Source organism: Laspinema sp. D2d (assembly GCF_025370755.1).
In the GTDB taxonomy this organism is placed as follows: Bacteria; Cyanobacteriota; Cyanobacteriia; order Cyanobacteriales; family Laspinemataceae; genus Laspinema.
This window is the reverse complement of record NZ_JAMXFC010000003.1, coordinates 99054-112735: the sequence shown is the minus strand read 5'-3', so window position 1 is coordinate 112735 and position 13682 is coordinate 99054. Positions and strand designations below refer to the sequence as shown.

Here is a 13682-nt window from a genome sequence, read left to right as displayed (position 1 = left end):
AGTATTATGAACCTCCTAAAACGACCTAAGTCATTCCTACAAACAGCCAAAAAACCCACTCCAGTTCCCCATCTCCCCCATCCTCCCCATCCTCCCCATCCTCCCCATCCTCCCCATCCTCCCCATCTCCCCCATCTCCCTAATCTCCTATCGACACATAATTAAACTATCCGTAGACACAAACCCGGATACGGGTGTCGTAATTTGTACCCACTCTCGTGCTTCTGAATTGCGATCGCGGAGGATTTGATAATTGGGGACCAGACTAACCCTAGCTCTCGGAGGGACCACACCTAAATAGGCGGCGGAACTGGTGGGTTCAGCGCGAATGACCAATCCATCCGGTGCCTCTCGACCTTCTACTTCACGGCAGAGATTGGCGGTTACGGGAGTCGGATTGAGGGGATTCACAGAAACCCCTCCATTGCAGTAGATTAAGCTTTCCGTCGGGATATAACCGACGATTGGGGATGAAATTTCAATCCAAGTCCGGGGTTCACGATTTTGATCGGGCAGAAGTTGAGCATTTGGTGCGAGTAACACTTGAGCTCCCGGTGCTAATCCACCGCGATTGGTGGCAAATCGGTTGGCATCGGCATGAACACTGATGCCTTGGGGGGCTAGATTGGAGTCAACTCGACGACACAGGGAGGTTGTGCCGAGGTTAGGAGAGGGGGTTTGGTTGGGGAACGGGGTGGCGATTCCGTTACAGGGGACAAAATTGCCCGAACTTCCCGGTTCTCCGTTGGAAACGTACCCGGGCACGGGTGCCGTGATTTCAAACCACACTCGTCCATCAGGACCAGGAATCTGGCGTGCACCGTTAGCAAGGGTGAGGGTGCCATTAAAATCGACCCCACCGATCGCCGGGGAGTTGGGGTTGGGTTGGGACCGAATCGCTAATCCCTGTTGTTCTGTGACTTGCCGACAGAGGGTGCCTGATGCCTGGGCTAGTTGTAAGGGGGATTGCGCGTTGGTGGCGGGGGTGTGGAACCCCGTGGAGGCGATCGCCCAGAGGCTCAACCCTACACCTAGAATTGTCCGATTTTTTAACGGTTTCATTACTATCGTTCTTTCCCTTGCGAAACTTCATTTTAATTTTAGGGAGCGATCGCCACAAATGGGGACCTGTTTTGGCGCTGACTTCCCAACTTTAAAGCGATCGCTTTTGGCCGGATAATGTTTCCACTCGTTGCGATTATCGGTGGGGGTGTCGGAACTTTACACCCCTTGACAAGGGCAATCTTGCCATCTAATCGGCTCCAGATGGCTCTCCAGAATTCTATGTTATAACCCACCTATCTACCCTTTCTTTGACAGGTTTTATGAAGATTGTTAAAAAGGACATCGATTGGGCAGTCTCCGAAGGAATTCTCTCCGCAGAACAAGCAGAATCTCTCTGGAATGCACTCCAAAAGCGGACCAGCAACCGCCCTCAGTTTAATTTTGCCAATGTTGCTTACTATTTTGGGGCCTTCATTGTGCTTTCCGGAATGAGTTGGTTTATGAGTTTAGCTTGGGAGGAATTTGGAGGCAAGGGCTTGGTGTTCTTAGCTTGCTTGTACGCTTTTTTGTTTGTCCTGGCGGGTAAAACCCTCTGGTTTCAGCAAAATTTAAAAATACCCGGTGGACTCCTATTTACTATTGCAGTGTGCATGACTCCCCTGGCTATTTTTGGCCTTCTAAGTCAGGTAGAATCCTGGCCTCTCCCCTATCTTTATGATGATTATTCTACTTATTTTGTTCATGAAAAAGTTATTTTTATTATAATGGAATTAGCCACTATTTTGGGGGCATTGATTACCTTAAAATTTATAAAATTTCCATTTTTAATGACCCCGATTACCTTAGCTTTCGGATTTTTGTCTATTCATGTGACGGCTTTAATTATTTTTTATTATACGGGAGAAAACTGGTGGTATAGCCAAGAAAATTGGGTATTTTTCTGGTTTGGATTGATTGCGTTGATGGTGGCCTATTGGGTGGATGTAAAAACCAGCTACCTTGAAGAAGATTATGCCTTTTGGCTATATTTATTTGGCTTGATGTCGTTTTGGTTTAGTATGACCTTTATGGGAATTGGCTACTCTTGGAACCCTTTTATCTATTTGATAATTAATCTGGGCTTGATTTTGCTATCGGTTTTGTTACATCGCCGGGTTTTTATCGTATTTGGAACTCTGGGGATTTCATATTTATTATATGATTTATCCTATAGAACTTTTCAGGGTTCTTTGTTATTTCCCTTAACCTTAATGGTGTTAGGTCTTTTAGTGATTTATGCGGGGATTCAATATCAGCGGAACGAGGCGGCGATCGCCCGATTGATAGTGGGAAATTTGCCGAGGACTATTCGCGATATTTTACCGCGTCAGCGTTCATAAGAGGCCGTTAAAATCATAAAAATTCCCCTTGTTCTGGGGAGAGCAAGGGGTACAGAACTGCCGCAGCAGCTCTATATCGGGAGGAGCGGTTTGCTGGGATGAGCCTCCGAATATAAAGGTTTGTTTTCCCAGTCTGTATTAGTTCTGGGGAATTTTTTGAGCAGCCGAAGCGGGGAATGAAAGAGGAGAAATAAAATGGAGGGTTCCCCGGGCGATCGCCCCAGAGTTAAATCCAGATTTCTTAATCATTTAATCCCGTTAAACTGTCGGCGTAGGGATTAATAAATTCTGGTTGGAGTAAGGCCGGAGTTGTACCGTTTTTTGAGGGTTTTTCCAGTTTTGCTTCTTGTTGGTAACGAAGCACTGGGAGGTGCATTAATTCTTGTCGATAAATTTGGAAAATGCGGTTTAAGGAAGTGGCTATTCTATCCCAACTGGCTTTTTCTGTCAATTTTTGAGCCACTTGTTTAATCAGTTCGTCCCCTTCGCTATTTTGGACGAAGGCTTGGAGGCGATCGCCATCGGTGACAACGGCGGCTTGGTAAACTTCTCCCTCGCACCACCACAATTCCCACTGACTCAGCAACCAAGTCAGCAAGTAGGTTTCTGCATATTGTTCCGTAACCCAAGTCGAGATTTGCATAAACTCCTTTTTAGTCCATTGAATGGTTCGCGTTGACTTTGGCGATCGCAATCGCTCGTCACTCTATCTAAAACATTCACCCTCCATCCGGTTACTCTCTAAAAAATTTTGCTGAGGGTTTATGATTAGCGAAAATATTTCCTCCTTATTCCTCACCATGAACCTGCCATTTTCTCCTAAAATAATTAATTATTCCCAAGTGATTCACCTGAGTCACCCGATCGCCTCCAATATCCCCCAATGGCCCGGAGATCCTCCCGTTGAGTTCCAAGCGATCGCTAACTTATCTACCGATGGCTATTATTTACGACGCTTTGCAATGGGAGAACATAGCGCGACCCATCTGAATGCACCCAATAGTTTTTATCCCGACGGAGTAGGAATTGAGACTTATACTGCCGAGTCCTTAATCGTCAAAGCCGTGGTGATCAATATCGGTGAGAGGGCCGCCGCGAATCCAGATTATACTCTAACTTGCGCTGATGTCTTGGCCTGGGAAGCCGAACAAGGGGAAATCTCTCCGGGAACGGTGGTTTTATTATATACGGGCTGGCAGCACAAGTGGTCGGACCCAGAAGCCTTTATCAACCAGCAGCACTTTCCCGGTTTTGCACCGGAAACAACCGGATTTTTGCTTGATCGCCGTCAGATTGGCGGGGTGGGGATTGATACACATGGGGTCGATGGGGGACAAGATTTAACCTTTGCCACCAACCGACAAGTGTTGGCAGAACCGCGCATTGTTTTGGAAAATCTCACAAACTTGGACCAGTTGCCGCCCATTGGCACCACCTTGGCGATCGCCCCGTTGCAGTTGGTTCAGGGTTCCGGTTCTCCCGCAACCGTGTTGGCATTTTTGCCTTGAAATGAGCTGGGGTTCTCCGATGGCGTGAGATAAAGTGCGATGCGCGGCAGAGGAGATACTACCCGGTTCACAACATCTCCTCTGGTTTACCCGGTTTGTTGCGATCGAGCCATTTCAATAATGCCTGTTCCAGTTCGGGGGAAAGTTGCACCGGCAAGCTTCCGGACCGAAGGTGCAAATCCCGTTGAGCAAAGGGAATTTCTACCCCGACATGGTGCAGCAAGGAGAAAATCCGGAAATACAAATCGCTTTTAATCCCAAATTGCTGACTGGGTTCTGAAATCCATATAAGCAGTTCAAAATCTAAAGAACTGCTGCCAAACCCTTTGAAAAAAACCCGGGGTGGGGGAACTAGCAAGACATCCGGATGTCCCTTCGCTGCATCTAATAGGGCATTTTCGACCTGGCGGACATCAGAAGTATAGGCGACACCCACCGGCAAATGCAATCGAGAAACGGGGTTGCGGTGGGACCAGTTAATCACTTCGGTTTCCAAAAACCGGGAATTTGGCACAATGATAAAAATCCGGTCTAAGGTTTGGATCGTGGTACTCCGACCCCCAATGCGTTCAACGGTCCCCACATACTGCCCGACTTCGACAAAATCCCCCACTTGAATGCGACGCTCAAAAACGAGGACAATTCCACTGCCAAAGTTTTTGGCGATATCCTGAAACCCGAAACCAATCCCCACACCCAGGGCACTGGCAACGATGGTGAGGGAGGTAATATCCAGTCCCCAGAGTTGCAGAAGGACGATGCTACCGATGATGATCAGGGAGTATTTGGTGACGATGGAGATTGCTTCTTCTGCACCCCGATTCAGTCCCGCAAGACGCAACACCCGCGATCGCAAGGTATTGGTTGCCATTCCTGAGATGGCGACTACCCCAATGAGCATCCCTGTGATGATCGCTAGATCGATGATGCTGTAAGCGCGTTCAGTCAGGGTGATAATGGGGGTGGTAAAGGAGGTAATCAGGACATCGGTGAGGCGGTAGCTCCATTGTCGGGTGAAGGGGAAGAGGTTGGCAATATAAAGAATGGTCCCCCCTGCTAAGACGATGCGGAAGAGTGTCCCCAGGAGGGTGAATAACAAATCCATTGCACCGATGGAGTCAGAGGGTTCTCCTTCGGGGGTTGTGCCGCGAAAGAGATTCTGCAAAGGTTGGCGATACCTTCGCCACATTTGCCTGCATCCGCGATTTAGGACCAAGACGGCGATGATAATGCCAATGGCGTGAATCAGCGATCGCTGGATAAATCGCCCTTCCCGTTCTCGTTTAGCTTGTTCTAGGGCCTCTTGAAGATCCCGCATCCAAACTTCAGCTTGAGCTTGGGGGGTGAAGTTATCCACCGTATCCCCGGCGGTGACGGTAACTAAGAGGCGATCGTTGAGGTAAATGGCGGGTAGTTGATTGGTTTGCCGCACCTCTAGTTCAAAAGGCATGGCCGAATCTGCAACGGATTGAAGCTGAGTTTCAATCACATTGGCGCGAACATCGGCGGGATATTCCCCTGCCCGAGTGACAAAGAAAAGGCGTCTTCCATCCAAAGTCACGGCAGATTGTGCTTGTTGGAGTTCCTGATTGAGCCATTCCGAGCGAAATTGGGCAATGTAGGGTTCCGGTGGGACCGAGGCGATCGCCTCCGGGGACTCTTCCCCTGACGCAACCCAGTTCCAATTTGAAGGGTTTACGGTGGCTCCAGCACTGGGCATCGGAGTTAGGGACAGGAGTCCGATGAGGACCAGCAAGGTGATGATTGTTGCCCCAACCAGGGGTTTAAAATTCCCAATTCGAGAGGGATTAACGGTTCTTCTTGGTTTCACGACGAAGCTCAATGGCTTGATTTTGGACTCACCCGACCTCAAAAGTCGATTTTAGTTGTCCTTATTTTGCCATTCCCTAGAGGAAAATAGACTCGGTTATGCTGGCGTTTTTTGTATTTTAAAGTTGAGACAGGCCCGGGGGATACACCAGAAAACCCGAAAACTCTGTTGCTTTTATTGTTACCACAATTATTTTAAAGTGGAAGAAGCCGCTTCAGGGGTGTAGCAGCCCTTTTTTTGGATCAAATCCCTGATTTGCTGTGGGGAACTGCTACTTTTTTATTCTGTTGAAGGTGCAATACTTTTTTTAAAAAAAGTGCAGTTTAATTAATTCTTAAGATTTCTCAAACCTTGAAGGTTCACCATAAAAAAACCCCCGAAAATGATTTTCAGGAAAATTAATTTACAAAACTGTACGGATTGGGAGTTGCAATCTGAGTATAGAGCTTGAATAAGTACCCGGTTTTATGAGGCGATCCCCTGCATTTCTCATCCCAAAGGGAATGTTGCAGGATGACCCGTTCTGCGAAATTTCGGTTCCCTAGAACGGCATTTAGATTGCAATATTCTTCAGGGATTAACCTGACTGGATCAGGAAATTCCGTAGAAACACGGGAGGGGCAAGATTGATTGCCCAAGATAACCCTGAATGAGGTGAGGGAGGTGATTTCTGCTAGACCCCTGGGGGTTGTTCAGAAGAACACCTGACCACTGGAAGGGTAAGACTTTCAAGAAAGGCGTTGCCCAATGACGAACCCATCAGGGGACGATCTGGGGGCTTTTTTATGCCCAGATTTGGTCTGAATTTAACGCTTTGTCCGACTGAGGAGGCGAACAATGAACATTCAACAGCTTGCAATTGGCACTTTAGCGGCCATTGTTACAGCAGATTTCACCCAAGAGGCTAGTGTTAGTCCGAGTGCAGGTTCTGCCGCACTGGCATCTTCAGCAAGTAACGAAGTCCGCGACCCTCACCCCTTTGGAGAGGAAGCATTACAGCACTATGCTGTAGGTACACCTAGCGATCGGGATAAAACACTGGATCCGAGTCTAAACGACTTGAATCCAAGCGATCGCAGTTTGAGCGCTTCTTTGGAGCCTCAAATGCCATTAACTGACCTAGAAGGACACTGGGCCCGAGAATTTATCGAAGTGCTGCAAGCTCAGGGAATTATTCTCGGCTTCCCCGATGGCAGTTTTCAGCCCGATGCCGCGATGACTCAAGCCCAATTTGCGACAGTGCTGCAACGAGCCTTTCGAGACCGCTATCTGGCGGAGGATGAGGCGTTGAGTGCAGAGGTTCCAGAGGAGAACTGGGCACAAACTGCGATCGCCAGGGCATTGGAAATGGGAGGAATGGGAGGTGAACCAAACCCTGGGTTTGAAGCTAACCAACCCATTCCCCGATTCCAAGTCTTAGTCGCCCTTGTCAATGGCTTAAACTTAAAACCCCCCAAGGACATCCTGGGAAATTTAGAGACTTATTTTTCCGCCGCCGCATCTATTCCCACCGATGCCCAAGATCGTCTCGCCGGGGCGATTCTCCTGTTGGAGAAATTGGAACAGCATCGGCATAGTTATGGAGGGAGCATCCCCAATGACTGGTTTTCTAATCCCGATCGCATCGCTACCCGTGCGGAAGTGGCCGCTTTTATTTACCAGGCCCTAGCGATCGTCGAGGCAGAATCCTCTCCAACTGAGCTTTCCACGGTTTCTAGGTCTCAATCTTTCACCCCCACCGGGGAAAGTCCTGAAATAACTGCATCTCTGTTTCCCTCCGTCCCCGCCGAAAGTGTGGTGACTCTGTTTCCGCCATCTCCGGAACCCGATGAGGCTCCCGATGAGTCCCCGGACAACTTCCATCAGAGCGATCGCCCCGCCGTCGAGTCCCAATTCTCCCTACCCAGTCATCGTTGGGGGATTGGGGGTGAGGGATTTGCCCTGACTGAAGCGGATCTCGAACCTTTCCAGGATCTCGACTCCCAAGCGGTTCCCACAGATAAAACAGTGCCGGTAGGCGATCGCTTTCAACCCACTTGGGAAGGGCGACCCCGCCCCTCCGAAAGTCTCAGTGCCCTGTTACCCCCTCGTCCCGTCACCCCGACCCTATCTGAAACGTCCGCAGACCCCCTAGAAAATAGCATCAGCCTCCGTTTGGAAACCTTACGCGGCAGAATTCAAACGACTCCTGCGCCGGTCCCCGAACTGCCCCCCCTAGCGGCAGCCGGTTCCTACCTTCCCGAACCCGCTGAACTGTTTGAAGGCTATATGTGGCCTGCCCGAGGCGTGTTTACCTCGGGGTTCGGAATGCGCTGGGGACGAATGCACAAAGGAATTGATATTGCCGGACCCATTGGCACGCCGATTATGGCCGCAGCAACGGGTATCGTCACGTTTGCGGGTTGGAATTCTGGGGGATATGGAAACTTAGTGGAAATTGAGCATCCCGATGGCAGTCTCACTCGCTATGCTCACAATCAACGCATTTTGGTCAGCGCGGGTCAGGCGGTGATTCAAGGTCAACTGATTGCGGAAATGGGGAGTACGGGCAATAGTACGGGTCCGCACTTACATTTTGAACTCTATCCTCCCGGGACTGATGCGGCGGATCCGTTGGCCTATCTTCCCGGCGATCGCCAGAAGTTGCGAGTCGATTCTACGGTGGGACAAGCGGTCTATTCGCGGTGAACCGTTAGGGGAAATAGCTTGAAGTTTGGGCGGTTTTCCAGGGTTTCATTGTGATTCAGGACACGGCATCGCCGTGTCCTTTCGTTTGTTTACTCTCACAAGGATGAACTTGAGGGGACCGATAACGCTTTCACGGTTTCAGGATGTCGTCCCAGTTGTCCTGTCATTAATCGTAAGGCTAATTGCTTGACGGGGGGAAGGGTTCGCAATCCCCATAATCCGAGATGACGGAGGATCACTGCGGGTAAGAATTGATTAGAAAAGAGGCGATCGAGCAGGTCCGTAAAGCCCAGAATAGTCAGATTTTCGACTTTTCGCCAGCGTTCATATCGTTTGAGGACTCCCAGGGACCCGATATCTTCTCCCCGGTGATGCGCCTGGGTGAGAATTTCGGCGATCGCCGCTGCATCCCGAATCCCCAAATTTTGTCCCTGTCCCCCCACGGGATGGCAACAATGGGCGGCATCTCCAATTAAAGCAAGGCGGGGTTGCACATAGCGACTACTTTGCATCAGTTGTACGGAAAATACCCGGCGATCGCTAATCGGTTGGACTCGTCCCATTTGTTCCCCGTAGCGTTTCTGGAGTTCCACTAAAAATTCGGCCTCATCCAAGGCAGCTAAAGCTTTGGCTTCTTCATGCGGTGCAGTCCAGACAATATTACAACGATTTTCAGTTAGGGGTAAAATGGCAAAGGGTCCGCTGGGCCAAAATCGTTCGTAAGCAATATTGGCGTGAGGTTTTTCCGGTTTCACTTGGACTGTAATACAGGATTGCCAATATTTCCAACCGCGAGTTTTGATGCCTGCTGCTTCCCGAATCTGCGATCGCGCCCCATCCGCAGCAATTAAGACTCGGGTGCGAATTCGTTGGGTTTCGGGGTTTTCCTCAACCCGCGATCGGACTTCTACCACCACTCCATCAGCTTGGTAGTCTACCCCCAGCACTTCCGCCGGACAATTCCAAGTCACATGAGTACAATCGGTGAGAAAATCCTGCAACGCCGTGAGTAATACCTGATGTTCCCCCACATAACCCAGGGTTTCTCGCCCTAAATCTGCCGGTTGAAAGCGCACCCCTTCTCGTCCAGAATCTGACAGACTAATTTGATTAAATGGGGTAATTTTCGGAAAAATCCGCTCCCACACCCCCACCGCCTGAAAAATTTCCCCGGACAACAGGGACAGAGCATACACTTGATTTCGGGAAGCGGCAACCGAGGGAGGCAATGCCTCAATTAGCACAACTTTTAAACCGGAATCTTTTAAAGAGGCGGCTAAAGTTGTCCCAGCAATTCCACCACCGGCGATCGCCACATCATAATCAAAAGCTGATTCCGATCCGGGAGTGACCGTTGTTTCGCGAGTAAGCTGCTGTAAAGGCATGGTTATCGAGGTTTCTCAAAACAAATAAAGATAGGTCATATTCCTTATCATTGTGCCGCAAATCGCCATTTCAGGCCAGAGGTGTTGGGGATGGGGAGATGGATGGGGAGGATGGGGGAGATGGGGGGGATGGGGGAGATGGGGGGGATGGGGGAGATGGGGGAGATGGGGGAGATGGGGAGGTTGGGGGAGATAAAAACTACAGGTGTTTCTTGCTCTGTTTAACGACTGTAGTCGTTCCTCATGACTTGGCTGTGCCGTCTGTATTGAGACTAGGGTAGTTACAGACCCTGTGTCATAGCTTTGCCGTGACACTACAGGTACTCTACAACCTCCCGATCTCCCCCATCTCCCCCATCTCCCCCATCTCCCCCATCCTCCCCATCCCCCCCATCTCCCCCATCCTCCCCATCCCCCCCATCTCCCCCATCCTCCCCAACCTCCCCCGTCATTCTCTAAAATTGATACTCAATTCCCGTGACGAAATCGACCCGTAAATTAGGATTATCCAGAGAGGGGTTATTTGCATATCTTAAAATCAAGTTGTTATTAAATGACCAGCCTTGAACAATAGGAATTCCTAGAGTAGTGGAAGATTCTATATAATAGTCCTCAAAATCATCAAAGGGTAGCTCGAAGGTTAGGAACTGACGCAGGGTGAGGAAATCAAAATAAACATCTTTATAGCGCATTCGATATTGAGCCACGGGAACATCTAAATCATCCTGGCGGCGGTTGGAGTCTTCATAACGAATGCCTACACCCAACTGCATATCAAAGGAGCGATCGGGACCGGCACGCCAGATGTTAATCCCGGGACCCGTATATAGATTAGTCCGAATATCAATCCCATCGGTTTCATCTCGACGGACTAAGGAACTGATAAAATATTGATAGCGTTCTGTGGCATGATGGCGATATTCTGTATCAATTTGAGCCTGGATTTGATTATCTTTTTCCGGAGAGACTCGACTATTATCATAGTCATTGGTGAAACTGATTTGAAAATTTACTTCATCCGTCGGCCATTGCCGCTCTAGGGCAAAGTTTAAACTGGTTTCACTGGTGATTTTGTCCCCGGAAAAGAAGGATGCACCTAGTCCCAATTGACCTTCCCACCCGGTGGGTTCAAAGGGAAAGAGGGCGGCGGATTCTGCCGATTGATTGCCTAGGGTAATGTCACGACTTTGGGATAAAATTTCTAAGGAGCGATCGGACTCGGCGATCGCGTTGTATGTGAGGGCAATCTCCGCTAATAAGCTGGTTTTTACCCCAGGGTCATCTAGGCGATTTGTGGTTGCTAAGGCGTCGGAGAGTAAGTCCGCAGCAGTTTCGGCTTGTCCCAGGTCAAAATAGGCCCTGGCGATCGCAGTTTTAGCCTGAACCTGCAACGAGTCTGCTTCGATTTCATTGGCGGCGATTAAAGCATCAGCCAAGAGAAGTTGAGCCCGTTCTTCTTGGGAAATCCCGGCAAATTTCAGAGCAATCTCAGTTAATAACCGGGCTTTGGCTTCTGGTTCTTCCAGGGTATTAACGAGTTCTAATGCCTCTTCTAAAATCTGTAAATTTGACTCACCAATTCTGTCTAGGGGTTGATGGAGTTGTCGAACCGTCATTTCCTCCCCAAAATTGGCAGCATTTGGTTTGTTTGTGCTGCTCGCTTCTCGGTTAGGATAAAAAAGGGTGCGGGGTTCTTGTGCCTGCGCCGGTAATATTCCAGTTAAACACCCTAGAAAAATACCCGTCATAACTAATAAGATTGAGCTGCTCAACTTCCTCACTGTACTCATGATTTAAGCAATTTAACAGGCAATTTATTTAAGTGATTCAGGCTATTAATTATATTATTAACCTGCTAATCAGAGGATTAAAATTATAAATTCTCTGATTGGAAGTATTTACAATTTGAACCCGAAGAGAACCGGATAAAAAGCGAAAACCCCGGGGGAGGCGATCGGTGCGGCAACCCACCCCCACCCCATTCCCAAATATTTGTTACCACTAGAGAGTAACCTTTAATAGACTGGAGAACAATCACCATGACTGAACAAAAACGCCCTCAATGGGATGCAGGCAGGTTCTGGAAAACCTTGTCCTATTTTGGAGTAGTCCCGTTTTTGGGGAATATTTCCTGGATCAGAAATCTCCTCACCGGGGGGAAAAGTACCATCAGCACACCGGAAAAATCGGGAGTCATTCTTGTTGCCGGTGCCACGGGAGGCGTGGGGAAGCGGGTGGTGCAAAAACTCCAACAGCGGGGTTACTCTGTTAGAGGGTTAGTCCGGGATCTCAAGCGGGGACGAGAAATGCTGGGGACTGGAGTGGACTTGGTAGATGCGGATATCACCCTTGCTGACAGTTTGAGCGATCGCCTCTTGCAAGATGTCACCGCCGTGATTTGTTGTATCGGAACCCGGGTACAACCCGTGGAAGGGGATACCCCAACCCGAGAAAAATATTATCAGGGGGTCAAATTTTATACACCGGAAGTCTTGGATGTACCTGAAGAAGTGGAATATCGCGGCATTCAAAATTTAGTCGATGCTACGCGTCGTCAACTGGCGACCCTGGGTGCACCCCATGAAAAAGTTATCTTTGATTTCAGCCAACCCACGGACAACCTCAAAGAAATTTGGGGTGCGCTAGATGATATTGTCATGGGTGGAGTCAGCGAAAGTAACGTCCGCCTGGTTAATAAAACAGCTTTGTTTTCTGGGAACGTTTCTACCTCAAATTCGGGTGGATTTGTTTCTATTCGCACCCGCAATTTTAAACCCCCGTTGTATTTATCTACCTATCAAGGGATTGATATTCGCGTTAAAGGTGATGGCAATCGGTATAAATTAATTCTTCGCACTGATCCGAAATGGGATAGTATTTCCTACTGCTATTCCTTTGATACTGTGGCTAATATAGAATTTACGGTTCGCATTCCTTTTTCAGAATTTATCCCGGTTTTTCGGGCTAAAACCTTGACAGATTGCCCGCCTTTAGATATTAGTCAAATTCGCTCGGTGCAAATCATGCTGAGTAAATTTGAGTACGATGGGGAACTGAATCCCAAATTTACACCTGGACCCTTTCAATTGCAAATTCAATCCTTGAAAGCCTATGGCGGTCCAACTTTACCCCGGTTTATTCAAGTGAGTTCGGCAGGGGTGACCCGTCCGGGACGTCCGGGGTTAGACTTAGAGTTAGAACCGCCAGCGGTGAGAATGAATGAGCAACTGGGGGGGATTTTAACTTGGAAATTACGGGGTGAGGATACTATTCGGGCCAGTGGATTACCTTATACGATTATCCGCCCTTGTGCGCTCACGGAAGAACCGGGGGGTGAGGGGTTAATGTTTGAGCAAGGGGATAATATCAAGGGGAAAGTGAGTCGCGAGGATATCGCTGAGTTGTGCGTACAGGCGTTAGAACTCCCGGAAGCCTGTAATATGACCTTTGAGGTGAAAGCCGACCCCGCAGGAAGTCCGGCAGGGGATTGGCGGGGGTTATTTAGCCAGTTAGAGCGCGATCGCCAAGCGGTTAGCTAATTATTTACCCATTGGGACAAGGCATTGCCTTGTCCTGTTTTTGAGATGTAGGAAAGCAAACTGGACTGATACAGATCTGGAGATTGACCTTTACAGGTATAAATGCCTTTAGAGCGGTTTTGCTGCCAGTTATGCGCCGAAAATCGGGTTTTTGTCCCCTGAATCTCATCTTGAAATGCAAGAGCTAGAAAGTGACTCATACAAAGTATCTTAATCTTGTTCTCATACTGATGCTGACCATGCGACTCATGGAGGTACGTTAGTCGCTCTCCTGCGGTTGTAATTTTGCGGGTACAAGACTCTTCGGCCCCAAAAACCCCAGTTTATAAGCTACAGGATGTCTCTCC

Annotated in this window: 10 protein-coding genes; 4 read left to right on the top strand and 6 right to left on the bottom strand. The window is 48.9% G+C overall.

Annotation, left to right across the window (positions count from 1 at the left end):
- Positions 1–147: 147 nt before the first annotated feature.
- Positions 148–1062 carry an SH3 domain-containing protein gene (locus tag NG796_RS03145; protein WP_261204465.1) on the bottom strand — a complete coding sequence of 305 codons (915 nt, stop codon included), beginning with the start codon at positions 1060–1062 and terminating at the stop codon, positions 148–150.
- Positions 1063–1325: 263 nt separating this feature from the next.
- Here NG796_RS03145 and NG796_RS03140 point away from each other — a divergent pair, with 263 nt between their 5' ends.
- Entirely contained in the window at positions 1326–2384 is a 1059-nt protein-coding gene (locus tag NG796_RS03140) for a DUF2157 domain-containing protein (protein ID WP_261204464.1), read from the top strand.
- A gap of 241 nt (positions 2385–2625) precedes the next feature.
- On the opposite strand, the gene NG796_RS03135 is transcribed toward NG796_RS03140, so the two are convergent.
- Complete coding sequence (locus NG796_RS03135) at positions 2626–3027, bottom strand: hypothetical protein (protein ID WP_261204463.1); 402 nt, start codon at positions 3025–3027, stop codon at positions 2626–2628.
- 121 nt (positions 3028–3148) lie between these two features.
- On the opposite strand from NG796_RS03135, the gene NG796_RS03130 reads away from it, so the two are divergent.
- Positions 3149–3892 (top strand): cyclase family protein, encoded by a 744-nt coding sequence (locus tag NG796_RS03130; protein ID WP_317619263.1) that lies wholly within the window; start codon positions 3149–3151, stop codon positions 3890–3892.
- Between the two features lie 67 nt (positions 3893–3959).
- On the opposite strand, the gene NG796_RS03125 is transcribed toward NG796_RS03130, so the two are convergent.
- Positions 3960–5723 (bottom strand): mechanosensitive ion channel family protein, encoded by a 1764-nt coding sequence (locus tag NG796_RS03125; protein WP_261204462.1) that lies wholly within the window; start codon positions 5721–5723, stop codon positions 3960–3962.
- Positions 5724–6560: 837 nt separating this feature from the next.
- Between NG796_RS03125 and NG796_RS03120 the strand changes: the two genes are divergently transcribed.
- Positions 6561–8411, top strand: coding sequence for a peptidoglycan DD-metalloendopeptidase family protein (locus NG796_RS03120; RefSeq protein ID WP_261204461.1), 1851 nt, complete (start codon positions 6561–6563; stop codon positions 8409–8411).
- 95 nt (positions 8412–8506) lie between these two features.
- Here NG796_RS03120 and NG796_RS03115 read toward each other — a convergent pair whose 3' ends face one another.
- Together NG796_RS03115 and NG796_RS03110 are read right to left on the bottom strand one after the other, a co-directional pair.
- A complete protein-coding gene (locus tag NG796_RS03115; RefSeq protein WP_261204460.1) occupies positions 8507–9796 on the bottom strand; it encodes an FAD-dependent hydroxylase in 1290 nt (429 codons plus the stop codon).
- 455 nt (positions 9797–10251) lie between these two features.
- Complete coding sequence (locus NG796_RS03110) at positions 10252–11412, bottom strand: DUF481 domain-containing protein (protein WP_261204459.1); 1161 nt, start codon at positions 11410–11412, stop codon at positions 10252–10254.
- Positions 11413–11835: 423 nt separating this feature from the next.
- Between NG796_RS03110 and NG796_RS03105 the strand changes: the two genes are divergently transcribed.
- The gene (locus NG796_RS03105) at positions 11836–13335 is read left to right on the top strand and encodes a CIA30 family protein (protein ID WP_261204458.1); all 1500 of its coding nucleotides are present in this window, start codon (positions 11836–11838) and stop codon (positions 13333–13335) included.
- Here NG796_RS03105 and NG796_RS03100 read toward each other — a convergent pair.
- Positions 13332–13535 carry a hypothetical protein gene (locus NG796_RS03100; RefSeq protein ID WP_261204457.1) on the bottom strand — a complete coding sequence of 68 codons (204 nt, stop codon included), beginning with the start codon at positions 13533–13535 and terminating at the stop codon, positions 13332–13334. The genes NG796_RS03105 and NG796_RS03100 overlap by 4 nt on opposite strands.
- Positions 13536–13682: the final 147 nt, after the last annotated feature.

Excerpts from the sequence above, each read along its gene's own strand:
- NG796_RS03145 (WP_261204465.1), bottom strand. The coding sequence starts at position 1,062 with ATGAAACCGTTAAAAAATCGGACAATTCTAGGTGTAGGGTTGAGCCTC.
- NG796_RS03135 (WP_261204463.1), bottom strand. The coding sequence starts at position 3,027 with ATGCAAATCTCGACTTGGGTTACGGAACAATATGCAGAAACCTACTTG.
- NG796_RS03140 (WP_261204464.1), top strand. The coding sequence starts at position 1,326 with ATGAAGATTGTTAAAAAGGACATCGATTGGGCAGTCTCCGAAGGAATT.
- NG796_RS03100 (WP_261204457.1), bottom strand. The coding sequence starts at position 13,535 with ATGAGTCACTTTCTAGCTCTTGCATTTCAAGATGAGATTCAGGGGACA.
- NG796_RS03120 (WP_261204461.1), top strand. The coding sequence starts at position 6,561 with ATGAACATTCAACAGCTTGCAATTGGCACTTTAGCGGCCATTGTTACA.
- NG796_RS03115 (WP_261204460.1), bottom strand. The coding sequence starts at position 9,796 with ATGCCTTTACAGCAGCTTACTCGCGAAACAACGGTCACTCCCGGATCG.
- NG796_RS03110 (WP_261204459.1), bottom strand. The coding sequence starts at position 11,412 with ATGACGGTTCGACAACTCCATCAACCCCTAGACAGAATTGGTGAGTCA.
- NG796_RS03130 (WP_317619263.1), top strand. The coding sequence starts at position 3,149 with ATGATTAGCGAAAATATTTCCTCCTTATTCCTCACCATGAACCTGCCA.
- NG796_RS03105 (WP_261204458.1), top strand. The coding sequence starts at position 11,836 with ATGACTGAACAAAAACGCCCTCAATGGGATGCAGGCAGGTTCTGGAAA.